Origin of the sequence: Bdellovibrio bacteriovorus str. Tiberius (assembly GCF_000317895.1) — a bacterium.
In the GTDB taxonomy this organism is placed as follows: Bacteria; Bdellovibrionota; Bdellovibrionia; order Bdellovibrionales; family Bdellovibrionaceae; genus Bdellovibrio; species Bdellovibrio bacteriovorus_F.
On sequence record NC_019567.1, the window covers coordinates 883828 to 908774 of the forward strand.

A 24947-nucleotide genomic window follows, 5' to 3' on the forward strand; every position below is an offset into this window, starting at 1 on the left:
GCTATGAAATTGATAGATCGACTGGAAGCAGGCATCCTGGGGCTGTAACAAAGGAGATCACTATGAAAGCTCTGGCAACTGTTCTGGCTGTATTGGGACTGTCTGTAGGCGCCCAGGCCAAGGAAGCGGGTAAAACTATGAAAAAGGCACTGATTGTTGTGACAAACCATAACGTCAAAGGCAGCACAGGTCAGCAGACGGGCTGGTATCTGTCTGAAGTGACACATATCTATTATCCTCTGGTAAAGGCCGGCTATAAAGTCGACTTTGCCAGTCCCAAGGGTGGAGTCACAACGATGGATGAATCCAGTCTTGATTTGAAAGACCCGGACAACAAGAAATTCGTCGAAGATAAAAAGCTGATGTCACAAATGCAAAACACCTTGGCAATCGGCAAGATCAATTCCAAGGATTACCAGTTGATTCACTTTGCCGGTGGGCACGGGGCCATGTGGGACTTTACAAGCTCGGCTGACATGGACAAACTGACTGCGGCGATTTATGAAAACGGTGGCATTGTCTCTGCGGTCTGCCACGGCCCGGCGGCGTTGGTGAATGTGAAGCTTTCCAATGGGGACTATCTGGTAAAGGGTAAAGATGTCAGTGCCTTCACGGATGCGGAAGAAAATGAAGTAGGCCTTAGCAAAGTGGTGCCATTTATGCTGGAGTCCACATTGCGCGAGCGCGGAGCAACAATGCATCCGGTAAAAAACTGGAATTCACAGGCTGTGGTTTCAGAGCGATTGGTGACAGGTCAGAATCCCCAGTCAGGTCACGCGGTGGCAAAGAAACTGGTGGAATTATCCAAGACGTTAAAATAGTGCTTTTGTGGGTGCCCCGGTGATAGGATCGGGGCATGAAGCAACTTGAAACTATTGTATTGCTGCCGGGATTTTTGTGTGATGAAAGGCTTTGGGCCCCTCTGGTGCCGGTTTTTTCTGAACACTACAATGTTCGAGTGGTGGATTTGAAGCATCCTCAGAATCTGGATGCCATGATCGAAGAAGTTGGCAAGACAGCCGACAAGACATTTCATCTGGTCGGCTTTTCCATGGGTGGGTATATCGCTGAAACATTTGCGACCCGCTTTCCTGAACGAATTCTGTCTTTATCCCTTATAGCTGCAAGTGTGGGTGCCCTGTCTGAAAAAACACGGGCGGCGCGCCTGAAAATGGTGGTTCTGTTAAAGCGCGGAAAATACAACGGCATCTCGGAAAAAGAGATGGATCGTTATATTCACCCGGATTTTCTGAACGATCCCCAGGTTGTGGGACCTGTCATGCAGATGAGTGCGGATTTTTCCTCTGAACAGTATATCAACCAAACCCTGGCCACTGTGGACCGAGTCGATCAAGGTGCGGCTTTGCAGGAGCTTTCGTTCCCGGTGTTGATTGTCGCCGCTGCCAATGACCGCGTGGTTCCTTTTGATTCCCTCAAAAACCGCCATGCCCAGATAACTCGATCCAAGTTTCACGTGATTGAGCATTGCGGGCACTATGTGCCTTTGGAACAGCCCAAACTGCTGGGTCATGCCATTCTTGATTTTGTTGGAAGGTAACTGATGACGCAAACGTGGGGCATCATCGGCATGGGATGGCTGGGACAGAAGTTGTCCGAGAATTTAAGTCAAAAAGGTGTTGAAAACTGGGGCACCCGCAGTCAGGACTTTGACTGGGGACGTGATGATTTTCCGGCCAAATCCTGTGATGTGCTGTTTCTGAACACACCGCCGCTGGTGCAAATCGCCCCCGAAGCCTTCGTTGCCAAAATTCCGACAGGCGACTATCGCCGAATTATTTTTATCAGCTCTATTTCGGTCTATGGCCATCAAGCGGGTCGCATTACCGAGCAAGCCAAGACTCTGCCCAGTACAGACAGTGCGCGCTGGCTGGTGGCGGTGGAAATGCTTTTAAGTAAGAAGTTTAAAGACCACGTGACGGTGATTCGCCCCGGAGGTTTGATCGGTGGGGACCGGCACCCTGCCAAAAGTTTGTCACAAAGCCAGCGGTCCTGCGCGGGCAATGCTCCCGTGAATCTGATTCATCGTGACGATCTGGTGCAGATCATCGTTGCTGTCGCTGAAGCAGAAGCGGCACCGTCAGTCATCAACGCTGTTACTCCGTTTCATCCCACCAAAAAAGAATACTACAGCGAGTGGACAGCAAAGCTGGGGATTGCTCCAGTCCAATTCACTGAAATGCAAGAGCCTGCAAAGATTGTCAGCTCGGATGTTCTTCCTAAGATGTATCCAGATTGGTTGTGTCCACGCTTGGACTGATTGGTTTTTCAGCAGTGCTGCCGATAGATTTGGCAGTTCCTTGTTTTTATTAGCAGGGAATCTGGAGGCATGGTAAGGGATTGCCTCTTATGCATCATGATGTTTCTGTGACGGACGATAAAAATATACGCAAAGATCTTTTCTTTGCGTCGTCGAATCTGCTGAAGAAAATTCGACAGCTTGAAAAAGACCATACGGACTTTCTGCTTTGGGATCAGATCCTTTATCAGGATTGGTACAACCTGACATTTAGAAATGAACTGCAAGCGGGCGAGCTGCTTGAAAAACGTCACAAGGTTCTGACCACTTTCCAGGTGCATTTGAAATACGTTGCCAACACCTCGGACGTTCCTTTGGAGCGTGCTTACTGCATGCTGAAAGAGGAGGAAAGCCAGTATCAGGCCGGTGATGACGTATGGAAGTTTGTCATCGATAAACTGAGAAAGAACCGCTTCGACACCGCGACAAGATCATCAGCACTTCCCGGAGAGCCGGCGCCTGTCGATGACGACGAACCGGCAATCAACTTTGCCGAGATTTTCTTTAAAGACGATTCCGCCTTAAGCGGCCTTAGACGTCGCGCGCGTTCCGTGTATCATTACCTGAATGATATTGATGACGGCATGATGGCGCGTCACTTGTCCGTGCCAATGGCTGGCTACCAGTTATTCAAAGAGACTTTCCAGATCGCGATGAAGTGCGGGGACTGGAAGCTGCTAGGCCGTCTGTGGAAGGCTGCCGATCCCGCATATCAGCAAAGATATCTGCGCAATATGCCGGTGCATCTGAAAGACTTCCTGCAGCAGATCATTGCTGAAAACGCCAGCCAGGAAGCTTTGGAAAAAGAACAGGCCGAGGCGGAAAGCCTGGTGCGCACCACGTACCGAAAGCTCGCGCGTCTGCTTCATCCCGACAAGCAGATTGGGGTTTCAAAAGAACATCAGGAATGGGCTTCGATCAAGTGGCAGCGTGTGCAGGCCGCTTACAAGTCCCAGGATCATGATGCCTTGAAACGCATCGAGCTTTTGTGCATGGCCGAGCTGGGTCAGCTGAATGATCTGACCACCGATGAAATATATCAAAGCTCGCTGGTGCTGAATGAAGAGTACGAGTCGCTGAAGAAAAATCTGAAAACCTGCCGTAAGCACCCGGCCTGGAAGTTTTCCGGTCGACGCAGTTATGAGACTTTGAAAAAACAAGCCCGTATCGATCTGGAAAAGCGCTTCGGCCCCTTGGAGGCAGAAGTGCACATGCTGGAAAACCTGCTGAAAATGCTTTCCGCCGCCGAGATGCAGGCTGTTCATTAACCTGTCCCTTGGAAAATATTCCATTAATCAGGGGTGAACAGGCCTTAAAAGAGGTCGTTTCTGTTGGCTCCAAGCCCCTGTAATTAATAAAAATTTCGTATTTTGCGAGGGGGCAGGGTTTCTGCTTGCGGAATTCGCTGGGTACTGGCTTATTACCGTCCATGCAAACACAAAGCTTCAAACGTCCTGAACTGTTACTTCCCGTGGGTACCAAAGAGATGGCTATGGCCGCCATCCATAACGGTGCCGATGCCATTTTCATGGGTGTACCGGGTTTCAATGCCCGCGGACGAAGCTATGATTTCCAAATCGAGGAAGTTAAAGAAATCATCGACACGTGCCACCTGTACGGCGTGAAGGTGAACCTGGCCTTCAATATTTTGATCTTCCAAAACGAACTGCACAAGGCAGCCGAGACCCTTGAAAAAATTCTTCCACTAAAACCTGATGCGTTCATCGTTCAGGATCTGGGTTTGGTGCGTCTGATTCGCCAGATGGCGCCGAATCAGCGTGTGCACGGTTCCACACAAATGAGCATCAGCAACGCCGAAGCCATCATCTGGCTTGATGATCTGGGCATTCAGCGCTTCGTATTGGCGCGTGAAAACTCGATCAAAGAAATTCACTCGATCAAACAAAACACCGACAAAGAAATCGAAGTCTTTGTGCATGGCGCTCTTTGTGTGAGCTATTCAGGTCAGTGTTTTACATCCGAAAGTATTGGTGGCCGTTCTGCCAACCGCGGTCAGTGTGCACAAAGCTGTCGCTTCAATTACGAAATGTATGTTGATGAAGAAAAGCGTGACCTGGGTGGCAAGTCCTTCCTGGTGTCCCCGCAGGACCTGTGCGGCATCAACGAAGTGCCAAGCCTGCTTGAGGCCGGTGTTGACTGCTTCAAGGTTGAAGGCCGCCTGAAAACGCCTGAATATGTTGCCACCGCAGCCCGCAGTTTTGATCAGGCGATTGAGTCTGCGCAGAATCATCAGGCCCTGATGAATCCGGTGCTTTTGAAAAAACAAATGGCCACTGCATTTTCCCGTGGCTTCTTCAGTGGCTGGTTCCATGGTGTGGATCACCAGAGGCTTGTGGAAGGCACGTTCAGTGCCCACCGTGGTTTTGAGTTCGGTAAAGTTGTTCGCGTCAAGGACAGCTCTTTGGAAGTCGAACTGACCGAAGAAAACATCCAGCAGGGGCTGAAAGCGGACTTCATCCAGGCCGGTGACGGTGTGTTGTGGGTTTATCAGGACCGCAACGGACAAAGTGCTGAAAAAGGTGGATTCGTTTTCGCGGTAAAATCCCTGAACACCCGCCGGTTTGAATTGGAATTCTCTCGCGATATCAACATGAGCGAAATGTTTATGGGTGCTCGTGTGTTCTATAATCACGATAAAGACCTGAAACGTGACGTGGCATTAAGTGTGGAAGACAAGGAAAGAAAGAAACGTCTTCCGGTGTCTATCCGTGCAGAGGCTTCGCTGGGTCAGCCTTTGAAAGTCACCTACACGGACGGTCGTTACTCTGTTTCCGCAACTTCAGCTAACATCTGTGAGCCGGCGAAGAGCAAAGGGCTGAATTCCCTGGATTTGCGTGAAGAGCTTTTTGCTTTGATGGGAAGCCCGTTCCGCGGTGAAGAGTTCACGTGCGAACTGGACGCGGCTGCGCCGTTGTTCCTGCCTGCTCGTCAGGTGAAGGAACTGCGTCAGCAGTTGGTCAAAGAATTGACGGATCTGCGCATTCAAAATGGCGCAGCACCAGAAATCCAGACGGCATTGGCTGTCGGCGAATGGATTGAAGGCAACAAGACGACTGAAAAAGCCGCTCCGGGTGCAAAACTGAATCTGCTTCTGCGTGAAAAAGGGCAGGTCGAAGACTTCGTTAACGCCATCAAATCCGGCGAGCTGACGACGGCTGGTTTGAATCTGGTTATTCTGGATTTCGAATTCGGTTTGGATTTTGAACCCAGCTTGAAACTGCTGAAAGAAAACGGCATCAAGGTGGCGATTGCGACCACTCGTATTTTGAAACCGAATGAACACCGCAATGTGAAGCATCTGTTCAATTTGAATCCGGATGCGATCCTGGCAAGAAACTTGGGTGCGGTTCAATGGCTTCAAGCCAATAACTATCAGGGCGAGATCCTGGGTGACTTCAGCCTGAACGTGACCAATCACCTGACAGCGCAATATCTGCTGAATAAGGGCCTTCACAGCCTTTGCCTGGGTTATGATTTGAACAACGTGCAAGTCAGTGAGCTGATTCAGGCCGGTAAAGCCGCACAATTTGAAGTGACCGCTTATCAGTACATGCCAAGCTTCCACATGGAGCACTGTGTGTTCGCCGCGTTCCTAAGCAAAGGTTCCAGCTTCAAGGATTGTGGCAAACCATGTGAAAAGCACCAGGTGAAACTGAAAGACCAATTCGGCAACTGGCACCAGATTAAGCCGGACCAGGAATGCCGTAATACCATGTACAACGGGACTTCGCAGTCAGCGGCCCGCTATGTGAAGGAATGGGAATCATTGGGTCTGGGTTATATCCGCTATGAAGCGTTGAAAGAACGTCATTCGGAGTTGATCACAAAAATTCAGGGCCATTTGGACTTCATCAGCGGCAAAAAGGATCTTGAATCTTTGATCAAGGATCTGGGGAACGTGGAAAGTTATGGTTTGTCAGAAAGCCACTTCCAGAGAGAAAAAGAATACCAAAGCCGTAAGAAGTAATAAAAAAGGGAGTCCGCAGACTCCCTTTTTTTATTCAAATTTTGAACGAAGATACTTTTCGTATTCCCGTAACACCGAGTTCATGACCCCTTTCAGGAGTTCATCCATCGCGGGATCCTGCCCCTGTTTTCCGTCCATATTGACGAAGTCTTTCAGAATTTGTTCTTCACGGGCAGCATTGAAGAAAGGCTGACCTTCCTGCTGCTTGATCTTCCAGACGGCCATCGTCAAATCACGACGGCGCAGCAATAGGGCATGCATTTCTTTGTGAACCTGATCAATTTCCTGACGGAGACTGTTGATTGTTTCCATGTCGATAACCTTCCAATTAGTCCAGGCGGAACAGGGCAAATTTCAGATAGCGAAGTTCTTCCATCGCCAAAGGATAGGGGTGATCCACGGGCTGGCCGCCAATGTAAACCAACGTGGCCTTCTTACGGGCGCGGGAAAAGGCTTCCTGACAGATATCCATAAACTCTTTGGTAGAGATATGGCTGGAACAAGAACTTGCTGCAAACAGGCCTTCAGGATTCACCAGTTTGATGGAGTTAGAGAATACTTTGGTGTAAGCGGCCTTGGCTTGTTCGACCGATTTTTCATTCGGGGCAAAGCTTGGCGGGTCGGTGATCACGATGTCGTATTTTTTCTTTTCGGTGTTCAGTTGCTCAAGATAGGCAAAGGCATCGGTGGCCACATCATGGTGAACAGTTTTTAGGTTGTTGATTTCAAAATTGCGGGCCACGGCCTGAATAGCGACTTTCGCGATATCCACGCTCGTGACTTCGGTGGCGCCACCTTTGGCGGCAAAGATCGAAAAGCCCCCGGTATAGCTGAACAGGTTCAGCACCGTTTTGTCTTTGGCAAAGTGCTGAATCATCTTTCGGTTGTCACGCTGATCCAGGAAGAAGCCGGTCTTTGCAGCGTCACGGATATTGGATGCGAACAGGACGCCGTTTTCCAGGAACTGAACTTCCGGGGCCAGGGTCCCTACGATGTTTACGCCTTTTTCTTCCGCGTCGTTACGGCGCTTCAGATAGACGCATTTCACCTGAGGGAAGGCTTCCTGGATTTTTTCGGCAATGGCCGGGGCATTCCAGGTTTTTTCCATGATCGGGTGGTCGTGTTTGATCACGGCCGTGTCGTTATAGACGTCCACGACCAGGCCCGGCAGACCGTCGCCTTCACCGTTGATCAGGCGGAACGAGTTGGTCACAGATAGATCAAAAGTTTTACGAATCTGAACGGCTTTGCGCCACTGGCTGTCGAAGTACAATTCAAGCGTGCGCTTCATGTTGTTGCGGCGGAAGATAGGCTCTTCGGCCAAAACCAGAACTCTGAAACGCAATTGAGTGTCGCCCTGCCAGATGCCCAGAGCCAGAGCCTCGCCCTTATAGTTCAGCAGGTGAATCCCGGATTTCAGGTTGCGGCTGGGATCAAAGCAGTTGGCGAAAAGCCAGCGGTGACCTTGTTTTAAGTGCTTGGTCACATCACGTTTTAGCTCGATGGTTTCAATGGTGTTTTCAAATGTGACGGCAGCAGAAGTCATAGTTCAGGGTCTCCAAAGCGAGGGCTCTTTTTATGCTAAATCGTCCCTGTTCGCAAGGTGTTAGCAGGGGCTTGGCCGGGGGTACTTAAGTGGGTGGCAAATTTACAGGCCGGACCTTCTGTTTGACTCCCAGATCAATCTCAACGACTCTGGCGCCTTCAAATTCGCTCTTAAAACGGAGTATTCCATGGCGCAAAAAAACGGCACCCCCAAGGCTGCATCCACCGTGCTTGATCAGAAGTTCTGGCAGAACTTCGCCAAGAACCATTGGGAGAAAAAGCCCCTGGTTGCCCGCAATGTGAAGTCCGGTCTGCTGGAGATGACGGATGCCGAGATCTTCGAGCTTTTGGTCAGCTATAGTGATCGTTGCCGTGAAATGAATGACCCCGAAGGTTTGAAGTTCTTCATTGATGGCGCTAAAGCCGACCCGGAAGAAGTTTTAGAGTTGCTTCCGGAAAAGTCCGACAAATCCTTGTTGGGATATCACAAACGTATGAATGCCCAGTTCCCGGATTATTGCCTGGTCTGTGACGAGCTTTTGCAGGTGAATCTGAAAAAGCAGCATCTGTTGCAGGACTTTACCGACGATCTTTTCCGCCATGTGGGTTTTCCAAATCGTTTTTCTGAAATCGGACTTTATCTGGGGAATTATCGCAAGACTCCGTTCGGGGTTCATGTGGATTCCTGCGGGGTCTTCAGCTTCCCGGTGGCGGGGGTGAAAAGATTCCGTCTGTGGCCTGCGGCGTATGGAGATAAACATCCCGAACTGGATCGCACGTTCAATTATGAAAAACACAAAAAACATTCCCAGCTTGTCGAAGTCGGCCCGGGGGACATGACGTATTGGCCATCTTCAGAGTGGCATATCGCTGAATCTGACGGTTCCTTCAGCGCGACGTGGAGTCTGGGTGTGTGGGTCGATCAGACTCATCGGGATATGTTCGGGACGGCATTGAAGAATCTGGTTGATGCGAGGCTGGATTCAGCGGGGTTGAAAGTCACAACACCGTTTAAGACGTTGCATGACAAGTCCGGTGAAGTCGGGGAGCTGCCAAAGATGTATCAGGACTCTTTGAAAGCGTTGAAGTCCCTGAGTGCCGCAGAACTTGAAGAGGCTTTCTTGAAATCCTGGATGAAGCACATTTCGCTTCAAGGGTTTAAGACCGTGCCTGTATCGACCGTGAAGGTCACTGCGAAATCGCGCTTACAGCTTCGCAGTGTGCGGTCGCCCGTGTTGTGGCAGCAGAGTGCGGTGAATAAGAAAAGTTTCAGTTTGAGCTTCGGCGGAGTTTTGGTTCAGAGCTCTGCCGCCGGACTTTTGAAGCTGGTGAAAGATTTGAATGCCGGGAAAGTCTGTGTTCCCAGTCAGTACTTGAAAACCAAAGGAGACAAGCTGGACCAGCGCTTGCTGCAAGAGCTGGCTGATGCTGGGGCGTTTCACGTTTGACGCTGCGGGGGCAGGACACAAAAGTGGTCCTGTTGCCCGGAAAACAGGCATAATTTCCAGCTTTTCCCATGACAGAGGCTTTCAGCGGGTTTAAATTCTTCGGGATAGCTAATTCGCCAAACCCTTGAAAGGAACCAGCTTATGAAAGCTCCTGTTCGTGTTGCAGTTACCGGCGCTGCCGGCCAAATCGGTTATGCACTTCTTTTCCGTATCGCTAGTGGTGCGATGTTGGGTGCAGATCAACCGGTGATCCTTCAACTTCTAGAAATCCCAGATGAAAAAGCTCAAAAAGCGCTGAAAGGCGTGATGATGGAGCTTGATGACTGCGCGTTCCCTTTGTTGCACTCCATGATCGCTACAGGTGATCCGGCAGTTGCTTTCAAAGACGCTGATGTTGCTTTGCTTGTTGGTGCACGTCCCCGTGGCCCGGGCATGGAACGTAAAGACCTTTTGACTGCAAACGGCCAGATCTTCACTGGTCAAGGTGAAGCGATTGGTAAATACGCAAATCCAAATGTAAAAGTTTTGGTTGTTGGTAACCCGGCAAACACGAACGCTTACATCGCAATGAAATCCGCGATGAAGCACGGTCGCGTACAGGCGAAAAACTTCACAGCAATGCTTCGTTTGGATCACAACCGCGCATTGTCTCAGTTGGCGACTAAAACTGGTAAACCAGTTGCTTCCTTCAAAAAGGTTGCAGTTTGGGGTAACCACAGCCCAACGATGTACCCGGATGTTCGTTTCGCAACAGCTGACGGTGCAAAAGTTCCTGAGTTGCTTAAACTTGGTACCACTGAAGGTGATGCCTGGAATAAAGACACGTTCATCCCGACAGTGGGTAAACGTGGCGCTGCGATCATCGAAGCTCGTGGTTTGTCTTCTGCCGCTTCTGCAGCCTCTGCAGCAGTTGATCACATCCGTGACTGGTGGTTGGGCACAAACGGTGAGTGGGTTACAATGGGTATTCCTTCTGACGGTTCTTACGACATCCCAGAAGGCATCATGTACGGTTTCCCTGTCACTTGCAAAAACGGCGAATACGAGATCGTAAAAGGTCTTGAGATCGACGCTTTCTCTCGCGAGAAAATGAACAACACGTTGAAAGAGCTGACTGAAGAACGCGACGCTGTTGCTTCAATGCTTTAATATTAAATTCAAATTTTGAATTGGAGAAGGCCGGGCGAAAACCCGGCCTTTTTTTATAGATCCACTTTCGCACCCAGCGCTTCGATCAGAACCAAAACTTCCGGGAAAGAAAACTGTGCGTCTTTGATTTTTGTGAACTTGGGATCAATAAAGTATTCCCGGGCGCCGCGGAAGTCGGCTTTTTCGATATTGGCATTGGTGAAAGATGTCCCAGCCAGAGAGGCTCCGTTAAAGCTGACTTTGGAAAGGTTGGCGCCAGCAAAGTCAGACTCGCGAACCACGCAGTTAACGAAGTCCGAGCCCCGCAGATCCACCCCTTGGAAACTTGCATAATCCAATTTGCATCCCTTAAATGAATAGTTGCCGTTCTTGCGCACTTCTGTCCAGTTAGTGCCCATCAGATTGCAGTCTTCAAACACGACCCCGCGGAAAGTGACATTCATCAGGGAACAATTCGCAAAGTGGCACCCGACGAATTTACAGTCAGTGAAAAGGGCACTTTTCAGACTGACCTCAGTGAAGTCCATCTTGATAAACTCAAATCCCGAGATTTCCGTATCCGGGGTGTTCAGCATTTGCAGCATCTGGCTTTCGGTGGCTTCGATGTAGTTCATGATCGTCTCCTTGCAAGGAAGCTAGCACTGTTTGTTGTAAGGGTTGAAACGATTTTGTGTTTTCCCAGAGTGGAAAATTAACGCCTAGCGGTTGAAATCCAACGGTTTTTGTATATCTGCGCAGAAAGAATCAGGACTTTTAATTTTGTAATTGCACCGGGATTTCCATATTGAGTTGGCAAATACGAAGTAAATCGTAACGTGGGAGTGGGGGATGCATCATGAAGTTCAAGCAGCGTTTTTCAAGTTTTCTGGATCAGATCAGCAAGCATGAGGTCTTTATTCTTTCATCATCCATAGCCTACACCACAGGTTTGGCACTGGCTCCTTTTGTTCTGATCCTGTTGTCCCTGGCGACTTTGTTTGGGGATGCGACTCGCGATAAGATCTTTGCCGGTTTTTCGGACGTTGTGGGTCAGCAGGCCAGTGGCTCTATTAAGATGATCGTTGAAAATGCAGAAAAGAATCCGCAAGGGACAGGTATTTCAGGGGCCATTGGTTTCATCGTGTTGTTGGTGTCGGCCTCTGCCATTTTTTCGCAGTTGCGGTATGCACTGGATAAAATCAATGAACACAAAGCCACCGAAAAAGAACAGGGGATGATGGGGTTTGTGAAGGACCGCTTCTTGTCCATGGGGCTGTTACTGGGGTTTGTTTTTCTGACGATCACATCAATGATTTTAACGACAACATTGACCTTGGTTCTGCCCGAACAAGACGGGTGGTTCTGGCAGTCGTTGGTTTTCGTAATTACTTTGATGGTGTTTTCGCTGCTTTTTACCGCGATCTATCGTTTTGTCCCGACGGACAAGGCGTCCTGGAAAAGATGTGCGGTGGCCGGGGTGACCAGCGCGGTCTTTTTTAATATTGGCAAGACGCTGATTGGACTTTATCTGGGCACCGCAGGCCTTGAAAAATCGTACGGCGCGGCAGGGTCGATTGTGGTCTTTCTGGCGTGGGTTTATTACAGCGGGCTGACTCTGCTGGTAAGCTATGAGTTCGCGAATGGGGTGCTGTTGCGGGTGCCGCCTCACACGAAAATCGTGAGGTCGACACCGCGGTCAAAAGAGTCCCGGAATCAGATCACGCTTAACACAAACTAAAGGGATTAGAACTTAGAGATTTGATCAACGTATTCCGGGTGATCAATGAATGGATTGCGGTTGCCTTGAATTCTTTCAATGGCATTGTTGCGTTCCAATTCTGACTGGTCGACAGGATCCAGCTTGTTCCAGCGGCGAAGAGTCGCTTCCTGTGCCGCAGGGATTGGGAAGTCATAGCGAACCGCGAAGTAGAAGATCGCTCTGGCAACATTGCCTTTGTGTTTTACAGGTGGTTCAAAAACCAGATCGCTGCCACCGCCGCTGCCCAGTTTGGATTCTGTGGAAATGTCCTGTCTTTGTTCATCAAAGCATTTTGGCGTGTTTTTGATGGTGCCCACGTCACCAAACGCAAAATTGCCGCGCATGGAATTGGCTCTGGAATCAGACGGGTAAAGGTGGTGCAGGTCTGCTTTGCCTACGTTGAAATAGTGGCGTCCCTTGAACCAGGATTGTGCAACTGTGTGTTCAACGTTGATGATCATGGAAGAAGGTTCTTTTCTTGGGCCCACGCCGTTACCCAGATGGGTTTTACCATATGGTGTGGAGCAGTAGACTTCGTCGATGGCATAAGAGCCGTCGGTCAGTCGGATCAGAGCTACGTTGCCAAGCAGCTCTACTTGGGCTTTGTCATAAGAAATTGGATCGTGCTTGGAAATGACGTCTTTTTTTAGATCGCTGCGAAGGTCGGCTTTGGCAGCAATAGAAGTTAAAATTAGTGCAGCAGATAGCAAAATGAATGATTGGCCCACAGTTCCCCCTTGTAGACACGAGACGAGTATCAAAGGGGTGTAAACGTTTCAATCTTGAAAGGTTCGATGCCTTGGCGCGGCAGAGGATAAAGACGGATTCCTGACAATTCCTATTCCCAAGCCATCAGTCATTATGATCGTGAAACATATGAGGTTTAGTATTGTCGGAAGGCGCATTGTGGTTCACGTTGCGCTTTCACATGCATTAAATAGTAGGAGCTGCCTCATGCGTTCTTTTGTCATTGCGGTTGTTATTTTCTTTGCGACAACCTTCGCCCATGCAGAAACTTTCGTGGAATTCATCGTCGTCGGCAAAGTGTGGCCTGAACACAAGTGGGGCCACGTTTCCTTGCGTGTGAAAGATGCGGAAACAGACTTGGTTTTTGATTTTGGTCGTTATGGCCGGATGTGGGGGCTGTTTAATTCGCAGGGTGAGGCTATTTTGCGCGTCTGGAAAAATGCACGCAGTCACCTGGAGGCGCAACAAGAGGGAGGACCTGTTATTCGTGCGATTCGCTTCCCGGCAACATCGACCCAGGCTCAAGGTGTGCTGAAGTATTTTGAACGTATCGCGGGAACAAGGCTTTACCATCGGTCTGTAGATGCGGATTGGTACCATATTAGCAGCACGACTTTTCATCCAATCAATAACAATTGCGTCACTATGGCGATCAAAGGCTTCATGAATGGATTGCCCACAATCAACGTCAATCGCAGTTCATATGCAAAGGGCGACGGTCTTTACATGTGGGCTCGGGGTAAAGCCAGAGGGAGTTCTTATAACTCTTCAACAAAAACCTGGAAGCATATCTGGTGGCCCCAGGATCTTTTGACGCTCTTGCAGAGGGAATACGTGGCCAAGGGGCTGGCTGTGGGGAAGGTTTACTGAAGCCGCCAGTTCTTTGAATCTATTTATTCTGCTTAAAGATCTCGTCGATATTGGCGTGAAGCTTTGAGGTCAGGCTTTCCATCAGCGTCTTCGTGAAATCCTCAAGCGTGTCAGCGGATTCAAAGTTTTCTTCAAGCAGTTCGGCTTCTGCTGTCAGTTGTTCAGAGGCCTCTGTTGGCGCAGTTTGATTTTTTGGATCTTGAGACTGAGGCATAATTACTCCTGAAACGAAAAAAGCCTTTTGAGTTCATCAAAAGGCTTTAATAAAATTCAAACTTTAGGTCCTACTTCGGTGAAGCCGAAGTGCAGACAGCCATTTTTCCCAGCCAAAGGCTGGAGAGAAAAATGGTCGGGGAGATAGGATTCGAACCTACGACCCTCTGGTCCCAAACCAGATGCGCTACCAGACTGCGCTACTCCCCGACAGAGTCAGAAAACTACATAATCCCTAGGCCAGTTGTCAAACTACTAGATTCTAACGCGTAATATTAGTACCCTTTTTTTCATGGAAAACTTTCTGAACTCTTTGCCGAAGCCTGTTCTTGCCATTTTGGTCCTGGTGGTTGCCATCATCGCCTTCATGATCATGAGCCCGCCTCATTCGGTCTGCGACACTCAAGCCGACGCGTTCAAGGAGTTGCAAAAAGGCAACATCTTCCCAACAGACTACAAGAAATCCAAAATTCCGCCGACCGTCGTGCGCGCCAAAGAGGCTTGTCAGCTGGGGAACAGTGCGGGGTCCTGCTATGAATACTTCACCATTCTGCGCGAGGTGGCTGAAGGTGTCGGCAAAGCCTCTGCCGAATGTACCTCCCAGTTGTATGGGATTAACGAAGTTCGTTCCAACTTGAATGATGGGATTGAATTGATGGCGCGTTTGGCCTGGGGAACCAAGCCTCCGGAAATGGGGCTTGAGCGTTTTGGATGGATGCAAGATGCCGAGATCGCGATCTTCTGTCGTTTGAAGAACATCTATACTCGGGCTAACGGGGAAGAGGCGTGGACGAACTTCCGTAAAAAAGTTTATGAAAAATTCCCGGGCGAAGAACTGCCGCCGTCCGCGGATCCGGCTCTTGTTGCTGTCGAGCCTCGTAAGGCCACGCAGGTTCTTTCAGAGCAGGATATCTGGAATCGCAGTTTGTTCTCGGTCCGTTGCGAGGTCTATTAAAGCGACACCACCTCCAGGGACTTCCAGCGAGGTTTTTTGTCGCGGTATTCAAGTTGTCCATACATAGCGAACTGTTCGTCCTGGGTGTTCTGAAGCAGGTAACCCAGGGCCTGGATCTTTTGCAGGCTCCATTCGGCCGGATTCAGGCCAAAAGATTTCAGTTCAGTTTGCAGTTTCAAAAGTTTCAATTCGTTGGTTTCCATTTAAGCCCCCTTAAAAGGTTTCGTTGTTCGGATAACCCCTATTGCAAGGCGGTTGCCGGACAGTTCGGCCTTCAAATCAAAATAAACGGGTGCTGGGCATGCTTCCCCCTTGAGTTGTCTGCGGGGGTGGACTAGCTTCTTGGATATGAGACGAAATGCTTTTCTAGGATATTTGATAGCAGAAGTGATTGTGATCCTGGCAGTAATGGCCTTGTTCAGGGGCATCCCTGATCGTCAGATTGCGGCGACCCTGGCGGGGGTTCTTTTTGTGATGCTGCCAGTCATTTTAATGGTGATGGAGTACCGTCGGGCGGAGCTGGGTCAGTTTGTTTGGTTCGTGGTCGTTATGCAGTTCTGGACCCTGTTTGCGTTACCTATATTAGGTATCAGGCTGATGAACTGGGGCGTGCCGTTTGAGCAGCTGTCATTTATAGGTATTCCGGGGCCGGTGCTGCACCAGTGGTCGAGTAAAAGTTACATGCTGATGATGGCGGCGACGGTCTGGAGCTGGTGGAAAGTCAGCCGGGAGAAGGCTTAAAACGCAAAAAAGCCGGTTTTCACACCGGCTTTTTTGTCTTCCCAATCAGGAAATCAGTACTCTTATTCGTTTCGGATTAGATCTCGAAAGGAACTGGAGAGATTGCTTCTGCTCTATGGAATGTATCGAAAGAGTCAGAACCAGATGGCAATAGAGCCAAGTTACGAGATTTCTTAACTGCTGCTGCTACTCTTTTTTGTTGAGCAACGGACAATTTAGAGATTCTGGATGGAGTGATTTTACCACCGTCACCAATGAAACGAGTCAAAGATGCTGGATCTTTGTAATCGAATACGTGGTCACCAGAGAATTCCTGACGGTATTTGCTACGTGTTGTCTTTTTCATTACTATCCTACTTTCGATTTCCTGTTGGTTAGCGAGTTCTTGTGTATACGAGAAAAAACAGTTGCCATCAAGTGTCTTTTTACTTTATATGGTTGTTTCTTGTTTTTCGCGCCAATAGGCGCCAACCCAGACTTGTAGCTAGTTTTAAGGCATCCGAAGGGGTGCCCTATGTAAGAGAGCCAGAGGAGCTTAGAATGAGCAAATGTGAAGTAACCGGAAAAGGTCCAGTTGTTAAAAACTTGGTATCCCACTCCAACATTAAAACAAAATCAACTGCTCTACCAAATGTTCAGAAAAAACGCATCTTTAGCCGCGTTTTGAACCAAATGGTAAGACTTTCAATCGCAGCTAGTGCTATCCGTGATATGGAGCACGTAGGTGGTTTTGATAATTTCATCCTTAATCAAGACGATTCCAAGCTTTCTAAAAGAGCTTTGACCGTTAAGATGAGAATCAAAAAGAAAATTTCTTCTAAGAACTAATTAAGGTTGGCCACAATGAAATTGAAAATCAAAAAAGGCGCGACAGTACAAGTTATCACAGGCTCTGACAAAGGTAAGAAGGGCACTGTTATCGCTGTAGACGCTACTGCAATGAAAATCCAAGTTCAAGGTGTGAAAGTACAAACACACTACGATAAAAAAGACGGTCTTTTGAAAAAAGAAGGCTTCATCGACTACTCCAACGTGAAGTTGGTAGAAGCTGCTTCTAAAGAGAAGAAGACTTCCAAAAAGGCTACTAAGTCTAAGTCCGCTTAGTCTTAAAGTCCGGTCCGTCGCATAGATTGACCGGGCAAAGTTTGCCTAAGACAAAGTCTAAATTTGGTCCTTAAGGCGATCTCTTCGTTTTAGTCTCTTACATAGCTGCGTAAAATCTAAGTTGGGTTTAGAAACATTAATTTCGCCCCACTTGTTAAAAGAGGAGAGCAGCTTGAAACAGGACCAAATCTCTAAAGCAAAAAACATAAAAGCACTGTTGTCGGCGACGATCACGGTGCTTTTTTTTTCGTCTTTCAGTCACGCGGCTGAATTAGGGGAGTCTCTTGTTCTTTGCAAAAGCAACAAGACGGTTCGCACTCTGCGTGTGGAAATTGGCACTGATCAGATCTGCCGCGCGATCTACACAAAACAAGGTGTGGATGAAACCATCGGCTCTGGACAAAATCATCAGTCCTGCCATGACTTCGTAACAAATGTCCGAAAAAATCTGGAAGAAGCCAAATGGAACTGCCGCGAAGTTAAAGAGGCGCGCACTTCCAATGTTCTGATTAACAGCGAAGATTAAGAGGTCCCTGATGAGTTCAGAGTTGGTTGTCGCAGCAGTGCAAATGACTTCGGTCGATGATGTAACAACCAACGTGGCTCAGATGGAAGAGCTCTTGAAAGAAGCCTTCAAAACCGCGCAACCGCGCTTTGTTTCTTTCCCTGAAAACTGCCTGTATTTGCGTCTGAAAGAAGGCGAAAAGATCGAGGGGCTTACTCTCAGTCATCCGGCCTTTGCGCGTCTTTCCGAGCTGGCAAAACACTACAATACTTATCTGCACCTGGGTTCGATTCCTCTGTATCTTGAGGGGCATCTTTACAATTCCTCGACGCTGATCACTCCGGAAGGGGAGGTTCAGCCCACGTATCAGAAAATGCACTTGTTCGACATCCAGCTGGAAGGTCAGGAACCCATCCGTGAATCCGACGTATTTCGCCATGGTCAGACTCCGCATGTGATCGAAATCGACGGCTGGAAGGTTGGCGAGGCGATCTGTTATGACGTGCGTTTTGCTGAGCTGTTTTCCCAGTACGCCCGTCGTGAAGTGGATGTGATTTTGCTGCCGGCGGCGTTCCTGGTAAAAACCGGCGAAGCGCACTGGGAAATTCTGCTGCGCGCCCGTGCGATTGAGAATCAATCTTATGTGATTGCTGCTGCTCAAGGGGGCACCCACACGGGGCTTCGTGGTGGTACGCGGGAAACCTATGGTCACAGCCTGATTATCGATCCTTGGGGGGCTGTTGTGGGCCAGGTGGAAAAGCGTCAGCCCGGGGTGACGATCTCTAAATTCACACGTGAGCGGATCGATTCTGTTCGACGCCAAATACCGATGAAGTTCCATCGCCGCCTTCCCGTAGGTTAGGTGTTTACCCCCTCGAAAAACATGGGCTGGGCCGCGCCAGAGTTCTGGACTGAAAACCAGAATTCCTGCACTATTTCTAATGACAACTTTCTCAGTTAGCTTTTAATATGCGCGCGAAGCGCGGAAGACAGGAGCGGGTTATGATCCGAGTTTTCTTATGTTTGTTTCTGCTATCCTCAGTAGGTGTTCAATTTGCGCACGCGCAAGACGCCACGGGAATTCAGACGGAGCCTCAGTACGATGAGGCTCGTGAAGCAGAGATTGCGATGAAGGCCAAGAAGCGCCTTTATCCCGGGGGACGGGATGAAGAAGAGCTGAAGGTTCAGTCCCAACTGGCCACTCCGGCGCGCAAGCTGGCTCCGCAGGCGGAAGTCAAAGACGAGTCGATGGAAGAATAGGGCAAGCCAGCCCCGGGTTTCGAGTTTTTGTATTGAATTGAATGGAGAGAATATGTCTGTATACGATCAACTGCCAGAAGGTGTAACACGCGAAACGATGGACGTGGATGTCCTGATCGTCGGTGGTGGTTCCGCGGGTATGTCCTGCGCATTGCACCTGCAAAATCAAATTCAAAAACACAACGAAGACGTTGCTGCCGGTAAAAAGCAGGGCGAGCAAATCCCGGAACAGATGATCGTTGTTCTGGAAAAAGCTTCGGAAGTGGGCGCGCACAGTTTCTCGGGCGCGGTTTTGAATCCGAAGGCTTTGACTGAGCTTATTCCGAACTTCAAAGAAGAAGGCTGCCCGATTGACTCTGAAGTCAAAAAAGATGCGGTTTATTATCTGGGTTCTGACTTTTCTTTCAAGCTGCCAATCACTCCGCCGCCGTTCCATAACGAAGGCAATTACATTATCTCTCTTTCCAAGTTCAACCGCTGGTTGGGCACAAAGTGTGAAGAAAAAGGCATCAACATCTTCCCGGGCTTTGCGGCGGTGGAAGCACTGTATGAAGGCGACAAGATCGTCGGCATTCGCACCGGCGACAAGGGTCGCGATAAACACGGCAATCCAAAGGCGAACTTTGAGCCGGGTCTGATTCTGAAATCCAAAGTTGTGATCTTCGCTGAAGGCACGCGTGGTTCCCTGTTCCAGAAGGTTGAAAAGAAACTGAATCTGCGCGCAGGTAAAAACAAAGAAGTCTTCGAAGAAGGCGTGAAAGAAATCATCCAGATGCCAGCGGGCACGGTGGAAGCAGGCCAGGTTATTCATACCATGGGCTTCCCATTGTCCAAATCCATCGGCGGTACTTTCATCTACACCCTTCCAGGGGACAAGATCATCGTGGGCCTGGTTGCTTACCTTGATACCCAGGATCCTTTGCTGGATCCGCATCGTGAACTGCAAAAACTGAAAACCCATCCGTTCCTGCAAAGCATGCTTAAGGGCGGTAAAGTCATCGCTTACGGCGGTAAGACCCTGCCTGCGGGCGGCTGGTATTCCATGCCGAAACTGTACGGTAACGGCTTTATGGTCTGCGGTGACTCTGCCAGCATGGTGGACGTGCAGAAGCTGAAGGGTATCCACTTGGCGATGAAATCCGGCATGCAGGCGGCGGAAGCCGTTATTGACGGGTTGATCAAGGGTGGCGATTTCTCTGAGGAAGTGACCAAGGGTTATTCCGACCGTATTGAAGCCGGCTTCGTAAAAGAAGAGCTTTACCGCGTTCGTAACTTCCACCAGGCGCTAAGCAAGGGGATCGTGGAAAGCATGCCACTGTTGGCCCTGCAAGAGCTGACCGGCGGCCGTGGTCTGCAGGATCCAATGCCGATTGACCATATCGACGCTGAAACCACTGAAAAAGTCCTGGATATCTGGGGCCCTTACGGCCTGGATCACGAGGATAACAAGCTTCCAAAACCGGACGGCGAGCTGTTCTTTGATAAGCTATCCAGTGTTTACCTGACCGGGACCATGCACGACGAAGATTCCCCAAACCACCTTATTTTGAAGGACGGGGATATTTGCCGTACGGTATGTGAGCCTCAGTACAAATCACCATGTAATCATTTCTGCCCGGCGGCGGTTTATGAGATGGTGCCGTCTACAAAAGAGGCAGGTAAGAAGGACTTACAAATCAATTATACCAACTGTATTCACTGCAAAACTTGTGATATTAAGTGCCCATTCGAAAATATCGAGTGGACCGTTCCTGAAGGGGGCGGTGGACCACAATACCGCGAAACATAGGAAGCCTGGCGTTCGGACTGGGCTTTCTTAACAAAGGAAAGGCTCAGTCCCATGCCTCAGTTTTTTGCCTCCACAGCCCGTGGACTTGTTGAACCCCTGGAACTTGAATTGAAAGAGCTTGGCCTGAAGGTCACAGACCGTTACATCGGTGGTGTGTTCTTCGAAAGCAACTGGGAAGGCTGCTATAAAGCGAACCTTCATTCCCGTTTGGCCAGCCGTATTCTGAAGCCTGTACTGGATTTCACGGCGTATCAGCCGGAAGAACTGTACAGCCAGATTCTTCGTCACGATTTCACCAAATACATCAAACCGAATCAGACGATCTCCATCGACGCCAGCGTCAATGAATCCAAAATGCGTGACCAGCGTTTTGTGGCGATGAAAGTCAAAGACGCTATCGTCGATCAGTTCCGCGAAAAATTCGGCGTGCGCCCGGATGTTGATAACACCAACCCGGATCTGCGCATTCACGTGCGCGCGATCAAAAATCAGTTCAACATCGCGATCGACACTTCCGGTGACAGCTTGTTCAAGCGTGGTTACCGCAAAGAAGTCGGCGAAGCTCCATTGAAAGAAAACCTGGCAGCGGGTCTGCTGCGTTTGTCCGAGTGGGACCGTCAAAGCCCGCTGGTGGATTTCATGTGCGGTTCCGGGACATTCCTGATTGAAGCTGCGATGATGTCCATGAACATTGCTCCTGGTATCAACCGCAAAGGTTTTGGTTTCCAGAACTGGTTGAACTATGAAGAAGAAACCTGGGAAAAAGTGATCCAGGAGGCTATGGACGCTGAAAAAGAAGAACTTGATTTCAAGTTCTATGGCTTTGATATCGACAAGCGCGTTTTGATGAATGCGAAAGACAACGCCAAGCGTGCCGGTGTTGACGAAGTTATCGAATTCAAAAAAGAATCCGTGGCGACTGTGGAGCCACCGGTTGAAAAAGGTCTGATCATCGTGAATCCGCCTTATGGCGCGCGTATCGGTGATGAAGACAACCTGCGTGACGTGTACCGTGACCTGAGCTTCACCATGAAGCACAGATTCAAGGGCTGGGACGCATGGATCCTTTCCGGCAACAAAGAGCTGATCGCGGATTTGAAACTGAAATCCACGCGCAAGCACTTCGTGTTCAACGGCAATATCGAATGCCGCTTCCTTAAATACTCCATGTTCTAAGGAATAAAGGGGGGGATATGAAACTGCTTTTGGCTTTGTTGCTGCTTGTGCCGGTTTCGGCGATGGCGGGACTGACTTCCAAGGATGTGTATCAGAAAATCGACTGCCGTCTGTTGAATGACGGCGTGTTGCTGAAAACACATTCGGAATACATGATGAATGTTAAAACCGATATTGGTTATGCGAAATTTTCGCAGATCCAGTTCGGCGATGAAGCGCTGAAGATTCAGTATCAGCTGTTCATCGAGGATGACATTAATGGGGCGATCCCGGAATCGTTGATCTTTTTGCAGAACCTGATGATCGGCGAAACAGAGTCTTCTGTTGAGATTTCCGGTCAGAAGGTCAGTTGGGTCAAGTCGACATTGAAGGGTTTCGCCGTTCAGTGTGAGTTGGCTGAACCGATCCAGTAATTGATTTATTTTTTTGCAGTACGTTTATTTGGAGTAAAAGATGAAAAAGTTGATGTTGGCGTTGGCAGCACCCTTGTTGTTCTCTGTACCTTCCTTGGCGGCTAAGAAGTTTTCCTGTCAGGGCCTGACGGAAGAACAGGTTCCGGTGTCTATCACGGTTTCTGTTGATGTGAATGACTATGCTGAAGTGAAGTTTTCCAGTGCAGACTTTGAAAACAGCTGGGTGGGGGAGCACACACGCCTGTACCGCACTATCGGTGGCATGACCAAGCTGACAACAGCTTTGGGTGATCGCACAGAGTACTTTGTGAAACTGGAAGTGGCTGACAACGGTCAGGGCACTTTGGAGTATGAAGAGAACGATTCCGGCTGGGAATATTTCGCTTCAGCCCGCGTTCAGTGCACCCGTCAATAGACAATAAAAAAACCGAGGCTTGTAACCTCGGTTTTTTGTTTTTTAAGTCGTGTGATTTAATTAGAACGGTTTGTTGATCGCAAAGATCGCTGCCGTGGTTCCCAGAACCAAAAGCAGGATGGCAATCGGCCATCCGATATAGCCTTTTCTTTTCACCAAAGAAACCGCCAGACCCAAAAGCATCCAGATGATCAGCTTGCCGTACAACCAGCCCGGCATTGCGCCCATGATGCCGAGTTTCGCCATCATTCCGAAGCCGCCGATCAAAAGCAGCATCAAGCCCAGGCCATGAGTCACAAATGTCATGATGCGAGCTTGTTTGGTCAAAGTCACTTTGGCATAGTTCGCCACCAGCAGGCCGCCCAATCCGAAGAACAGGGTCATCAAACCCAGGAAGTGCATGATTTTATAAAACTGATATGTCATTGAGGGGTCTCCTTGTTATTCGTCTTTCAGGCCCAGGTGTTTGATTACGCGGGATACGTCTTTGCGCAGTCGCGTAAGGTGGGTTTTGTTAGTCAGGGTTTTCAGGGCGTCACGCAGTGGCTCCAGCGGGTAGCCGCCGTATTGACCAGGCTCGGTCAGGTTGTAAGTCACTGCGCCACGGCCTGCGATAATAATGCGGTCGCCGACAGTGATGTGGTCTGAAACGGCCACTTCGCCACCGAACATGCAGTTGTTACCAACTTTGCTGGAACCGGCGATGCTGAATTTTGCCGCCATCACGTTGTTTTCGCCGATGATCACGTTGTGGGCGATATGACAGAAGTTATCCATCTTGGTGCCGTTACCGATGCGGGTTTCAGTCAAAGCAGCGCGGTCAATGGCGCAGTTCGCACCCAGCTCCACGTTGTTGCCGATAACCACGCGGCCGATCTGCGGGATCTTTTTTTGAGTGCCGTCTTTTTGCATGGCAAAGGCGAATCCGTCCGAACCAATGGTGGTGTGCGGATGGATTTCGCAATGAGATCCCAAAACGCAGTGGGACCCGACAAAGACATGGGGATGCAACAGGGTGTGATCGCCGATTTCCGCGTGGGATTCCACCAAGGTGTGAGCACCGATGGTTGCGCCGTCGCCGATCTTGGCATGTTCGCCGATGACCACATAAGGACCCAGGCCGACATTTTTACCCAAGTGGGCCGTTTCGTGAACGATCGCCGTCGGGTGGATTTTCGTCGCCTGATTGAAACGGTTCATCTTGCCGTCAAATAGTGGAAGAATCGCGGCCATGCCCAGCTGAACAGAACCCGCAGTGAAGAAGGCGGCCGTGCTGTCCGTCGGAACGGTCAGGGATTTGTGAGCCACGATAATCGGGGCCTGGGCTTTCAGTGCCAGAGCCAGTTGATCCGGCTTGGACACAAAAACCAGACTTTCAGAATCGCACTGTTCAGGGGGAAGAACCTTCGATGCTACGGCGGAAAGTGGGCCGGAGACGAAGTTCAAATCGGAAGAATTTAACTCTTTAATGACTTCTGCTGTGATCATAGTGATGCCTCGCGCTAACACTTTACTATTATTTTTTTGATGTCAAGACACTGGGTGATAGTATAAAGCTGCTTATATAGACACTTTTTGATTCTTTCTCACCTTTAATTTTGGAGAGGAAACGCGATGGCGAAAAAGGCAGCAAAAAAGGAAGCACCTGCGGCAAAGAAAACGGCGAAGCCTGTGGCGAAAAAAGCCCCGGCGAAGGCAGCCCCTGTGAAGGCGGCAAAACCTGCCAAGCCGGCTGCGAAATCTGCTGCTAAGCCTGTGGCAAAAGCTGCTCCGAAGCCAGTTGCAAAACCGGTAAAAGAAGTTAAAGCGGCCAAAGCTCCGGTAAAAAAAGAAGCTGCCGCTCCGGTAAAACCAGTCAAAGCTGAAAAAGCAGCGCCTGCTCCGAAAGCGGCGAAAGCTGAAAAAGCTCCGAAGGCAGAAAAGCCAGAGAGAAAATTGAAGCTGGTTGAAGATGCTCCGGCGGTTGTTGCTGAAGCTCCGAAAAAAGAAAAAAAGGTCAAAATCGACAAAACCGGAATGTCTGATGATCAGGTGAAATGGCACGAACTTCATGAGAAGTACAAAGTCATGAAAGCCCCGAACTATAGCATTTCTGGCCAATTCGAGGCGAAAACTCCACTGCAGCACAAAATCTTCGGCTGGGGTTTCATCCTTTCCAATGAATACGATCGCTTGGAAGTCCTTTTTGAGGACGGAAAACGCATGCTGATCAGCAATAGAAAGCTGTCTTAAGTAAGTCCAAAACTCATGTTTCGGGGTGCGATGGGCAGAAAACTATTGCAAGGCCCCGGAAACTGACCTAGAAATTTATCTGCATGGCAAAAGACGATTTGGTACAAATTGACGGAAAAGTGATCGACGCCCTAGCGGGTGGTCTATACAAAATTGAACTTGATAATAAAGTTATCATTAACGCAAAACTTTGCGGAAAAATGAGACGCTTTAATATCCGCGTGGTTGTTGGTGACCGTGTGAGCGTAGGGGTTTCTCCTTACGACCCATCTCACGGCTTGATCCAATTCCGTCATAAATAATACCGATTTAATTCCTTCTAACATTTCCAATTAAATCTAG

31 protein-coding genes and 1 tRNA gene are annotated in these 24947 nt (G+C 49.3%); 22 read left to right on the forward strand and 10 right to left on the reverse strand.

Going from position 1 to position 24947, the window contains the following annotated elements; translation table 11 throughout:
- The first annotated feature begins 62 nt into the window (after window positions 1–62).
- The 5 genes from BDT_RS04330 to BDT_RS04350 all read left to right on the forward strand — a co-directional run bounded on the left by BDT_RS04330 (window position 63) and on the right by BDT_RS04350 (window position 6305).
- The gene (locus BDT_RS04330) at window positions 63–821 is read left to right on the forward strand and encodes a type 1 glutamine amidotransferase domain-containing protein (RefSeq protein ID WP_015090047.1); all 759 of its coding nucleotides are present in this window, start codon (window positions 63–65) and stop codon (window positions 819–821) included.
- Window positions 822–856: 35 nt separating this feature from the next.
- Window positions 857–1558, forward strand: a complete 702-nt coding sequence (locus BDT_RS04335; RefSeq protein WP_015090048.1) for an alpha/beta fold hydrolase — start codon at window positions 857–859, stop codon at window positions 1556–1558.
- Window positions 1559–1561: 3 nt separating this feature from the next.
- The gene (locus tag BDT_RS04340) at window positions 1562–2278 is read left to right on the forward strand and encodes an enzyme of sugar metabolism (RefSeq protein ID WP_015090049.1); all 717 of its coding nucleotides are present in this window, start codon (window positions 1562–1564) and stop codon (window positions 2276–2278) included.
- An 89-nt stretch (window positions 2279–2367) separates the two neighbouring features.
- Entirely contained in the window at window positions 2368–3585 is a 1218-nt protein-coding gene (locus BDT_RS04345) for a hypothetical protein (protein ID WP_015090050.1), read from the forward strand.
- 161 nt (window positions 3586–3746) lie between these two features.
- Window positions 3747–6305 carry a U32 family peptidase gene (locus tag BDT_RS04350; protein ID WP_015090051.1) on the forward strand — a complete coding sequence of 853 codons (2559 nt, stop codon included), beginning with the start codon at window positions 3747–3749 and terminating at the stop codon, window positions 6303–6305.
- Between the two features lie 30 nt (window positions 6306–6335).
- On the opposite strand, the gene BDT_RS04355 is transcribed toward BDT_RS04350, so the two are convergent.
- Both BDT_RS04355 and BDT_RS04360 read right to left on the reverse strand, forming a co-directional pair.
- Window positions 6336–6617 (reverse strand): chorismate mutase, encoded by a 282-nt coding sequence (locus BDT_RS04355; RefSeq protein WP_015090052.1) that lies wholly within the window; start codon window positions 6615–6617, stop codon window positions 6336–6338.
- A 16-nt stretch (window positions 6618–6633) separates the two neighbouring features.
- Window positions 6634–7851 carry a class I SAM-dependent rRNA methyltransferase gene (locus tag BDT_RS04360; protein ID WP_015090053.1) on the reverse strand — a complete coding sequence of 406 codons (1218 nt, stop codon included), beginning with the start codon at window positions 7849–7851 and terminating at the stop codon, window positions 6634–6636.
- Window positions 7852–8038: 187 nt separating this feature from the next.
- Between BDT_RS04360 and BDT_RS04365 the strand changes: the two genes are divergently transcribed.
- A complete protein-coding gene (locus BDT_RS04365) occupies window positions 8039–9298 on the forward strand; it encodes a JmjC domain-containing protein (protein WP_015090054.1) in 1260 nt (419 codons plus the stop codon).
- Between the two features lie 141 nt (window positions 9299–9439).
- On the forward strand, window positions 9440–10447 hold the full coding sequence (locus BDT_RS04370) for a malate dehydrogenase (protein ID WP_015090055.1): 1008 nt from the start codon (window positions 9440–9442) through the stop codon (window positions 10445–10447).
- A gap of 53 nt (window positions 10448–10500) precedes the next feature.
- Here BDT_RS04370 and BDT_RS04375 read toward each other — a convergent pair whose 3' ends face one another.
- The gene (locus tag BDT_RS04375) at window positions 10501–11061 is read right to left on the reverse strand and encodes a pentapeptide repeat-containing protein (protein WP_015090056.1); all 561 of its coding nucleotides are present in this window, start codon (window positions 11059–11061) and stop codon (window positions 10501–10503) included.
- A gap of 221 nt (window positions 11062–11282) precedes the next feature.
- Here BDT_RS04375 and BDT_RS04380 point away from each other — a divergent pair, with 221 nt between their 5' ends.
- Window positions 11283–12164 carry a YihY/virulence factor BrkB family protein gene (locus BDT_RS04380; RefSeq protein WP_015090057.1) on the forward strand — a complete coding sequence of 294 codons (882 nt, stop codon included), beginning with the start codon at window positions 11283–11285 and terminating at the stop codon, window positions 12162–12164.
- 5 nt (window positions 12165–12169) lie between these two features.
- On the opposite strand, the gene BDT_RS04385 is transcribed toward BDT_RS04380, so the two are convergent.
- Complete coding sequence (locus BDT_RS04385) at window positions 12170–12913, reverse strand: endonuclease I family protein (protein WP_015090058.1); 744 nt, start codon at window positions 12911–12913, stop codon at window positions 12170–12172.
- 226 nt (window positions 12914–13139) lie between these two features.
- On the opposite strand from BDT_RS04385, the gene BDT_RS04390 reads away from it, so the two are divergent.
- The gene (locus tag BDT_RS04390) at window positions 13140–13802 is read left to right on the forward strand and encodes a hypothetical protein (RefSeq protein ID WP_041577021.1); all 663 of its coding nucleotides are present in this window, start codon (window positions 13140–13142) and stop codon (window positions 13800–13802) included.
- A 19-nt stretch (window positions 13803–13821) separates the two neighbouring features.
- Here BDT_RS04390 and BDT_RS04395 read toward each other — a convergent pair whose 3' ends face one another.
- Both BDT_RS04395 and BDT_RS04400 read right to left on the reverse strand, forming a co-directional pair.
- Window positions 13822–14016 carry a hypothetical protein gene (locus BDT_RS04395; RefSeq protein ID WP_015090060.1) on the reverse strand — a complete coding sequence of 65 codons (195 nt, stop codon included), beginning with the start codon at window positions 14014–14016 and terminating at the stop codon, window positions 13822–13824.
- Between the two features lie 132 nt (window positions 14017–14148).
- Window positions 14149–14225, reverse strand: a tRNA-Pro gene (locus BDT_RS04400).
- 82 nt (window positions 14226–14307) lie between these two features.
- Between BDT_RS04400 and BDT_RS04405 the strand changes: the two genes are divergently transcribed.
- Window positions 14308–14970: a hypothetical protein gene (locus BDT_RS04405; RefSeq protein WP_015090061.1), complete on the forward strand. Its 663-nt coding sequence runs from the start codon at window positions 14308–14310 to the stop codon at window positions 14968–14970.
- Here the strand turns inward: BDT_RS04405 and BDT_RS04410 are convergent.
- Window positions 14967–15173 carry a hypothetical protein gene (locus BDT_RS04410; protein ID WP_015090062.1) on the reverse strand — a complete coding sequence of 69 codons (207 nt, stop codon included), beginning with the start codon at window positions 15171–15173 and terminating at the stop codon, window positions 14967–14969. The two genes, BDT_RS04405 and BDT_RS04410, sit on opposite strands and share 4 nt — an antisense overlap.
- A 190-nt stretch (window positions 15174–15363) precedes the next feature.
- Between BDT_RS04410 and BDT_RS04415 the strand changes: the two genes are divergently transcribed.
- Complete coding sequence (locus BDT_RS04415) at window positions 15364–15711, forward strand: hypothetical protein (protein ID WP_235046263.1); 348 nt, start codon at window positions 15364–15366, stop codon at window positions 15709–15711.
- Between the two features lie 76 nt (window positions 15712–15787).
- On the opposite strand, the gene rpsR is transcribed toward BDT_RS04415, so the two are convergent.
- Window positions 15788–16057: a 30S ribosomal protein S18 gene (rpsR, locus tag BDT_RS04420; RefSeq protein ID WP_051026266.1), complete on the reverse strand. Its 270-nt coding sequence runs from the start codon at window positions 16055–16057 to the stop codon at window positions 15788–15790.
- Window positions 16058–16251: 194 nt separating this feature from the next.
- On the opposite strand from rpsR, the gene rpmB reads away from it, so the two are divergent.
- From rpmB to BDT_RS04465, 9 genes are all read left to right on the forward strand, one after another.
- Entirely contained in the window at window positions 16252–16539 is a 288-nt protein-coding gene (gene rpmB / locus BDT_RS04425; RefSeq protein ID WP_041577024.1) for a 50S ribosomal protein L28, read from the forward strand.
- Between the two features lie 15 nt (window positions 16540–16554).
- The gene (locus BDT_RS04430; RefSeq protein ID WP_015090065.1) at window positions 16555–16815 is read left to right on the forward strand and encodes a KOW motif-containing protein; all 261 of its coding nucleotides are present in this window, start codon (window positions 16555–16557) and stop codon (window positions 16813–16815) included.
- A 172-nt stretch (window positions 16816–16987) separates the two neighbouring features.
- On the forward strand, window positions 16988–17341 hold the full coding sequence (locus BDT_RS04435; RefSeq protein WP_015090066.1) for a hypothetical protein: 354 nt from the start codon (window positions 16988–16990) through the stop codon (window positions 17339–17341).
- A gap of 10 nt (window positions 17342–17351) precedes the next feature.
- Window positions 17352–18182: a carbon-nitrogen hydrolase family protein gene (locus BDT_RS04440; protein ID WP_015090067.1), complete on the forward strand. Its 831-nt coding sequence runs from the start codon at window positions 17352–17354 to the stop codon at window positions 18180–18182.
- A gap of 140 nt (window positions 18183–18322) precedes the next feature.
- Window positions 18323–18580, forward strand: coding sequence for a hypothetical protein (locus BDT_RS04445; RefSeq protein WP_041577025.1), 258 nt, complete (start codon window positions 18323–18325; stop codon window positions 18578–18580).
- Between the two features lie 52 nt (window positions 18581–18632).
- Window positions 18633–20369 carry an electron transfer flavoprotein-ubiquinone oxidoreductase gene (locus tag BDT_RS04450; RefSeq protein WP_015090069.1) on the forward strand — a complete coding sequence of 579 codons (1737 nt, stop codon included), beginning with the start codon at window positions 18633–18635 and terminating at the stop codon, window positions 20367–20369.
- A gap of 51 nt (window positions 20370–20420) precedes the next feature.
- On the forward strand, window positions 20421–21545 hold the full coding sequence (locus BDT_RS04455) for a THUMP domain-containing class I SAM-dependent RNA methyltransferase (protein ID WP_015090070.1): 1125 nt from the start codon (window positions 20421–20423) through the stop codon (window positions 21543–21545).
- Between the two features lie 17 nt (window positions 21546–21562).
- Window positions 21563–21958, forward strand: coding sequence for a hypothetical protein (locus BDT_RS04460; protein ID WP_015090071.1), 396 nt, complete (start codon window positions 21563–21565; stop codon window positions 21956–21958).
- A 40-nt stretch (window positions 21959–21998) separates the two neighbouring features.
- Window positions 21999–22373: a hypothetical protein gene (locus BDT_RS04465; protein ID WP_015090072.1), complete on the forward strand. Its 375-nt coding sequence runs from the start codon at window positions 21999–22001 to the stop codon at window positions 22371–22373.
- 60 nt (window positions 22374–22433) lie between these two features.
- On the opposite strand, the gene BDT_RS04470 is transcribed toward BDT_RS04465, so the two are convergent.
- Both BDT_RS04470 and lpxD read right to left on the reverse strand, forming a co-directional pair.
- A complete protein-coding gene (locus tag BDT_RS04470; RefSeq protein WP_015090073.1) occupies window positions 22434–22799 on the reverse strand; it encodes a hypothetical protein in 366 nt (121 codons plus the stop codon).
- A gap of 15 nt (window positions 22800–22814) precedes the next feature.
- Complete coding sequence (lpxD, locus tag BDT_RS04475) at window positions 22815–23861, reverse strand: UDP-3-O-(3-hydroxymyristoyl)glucosamine N-acyltransferase (RefSeq protein ID WP_015090074.1); 1047 nt, start codon at window positions 23859–23861, stop codon at window positions 22815–22817.
- A 126-nt stretch (window positions 23862–23987) separates the two neighbouring features.
- On the opposite strand from lpxD, the gene BDT_RS04480 reads away from it, so the two are divergent.
- Together BDT_RS04480 and infA are read left to right on the forward strand one after the other, a co-directional pair.
- Window positions 23988–24605, forward strand: a complete 618-nt coding sequence (locus BDT_RS04480; protein WP_015090075.1) for a hypothetical protein — start codon at window positions 23988–23990, stop codon at window positions 24603–24605.
- 83 nt (window positions 24606–24688) lie between these two features.
- Window positions 24689–24907: a translation initiation factor IF-1 gene (gene infA, locus BDT_RS04485; RefSeq protein WP_011163494.1), complete on the forward strand. Its 219-nt coding sequence runs from the start codon at window positions 24689–24691 to the stop codon at window positions 24905–24907.
- Window positions 24908–24947: the final 40 nt, after the last annotated feature.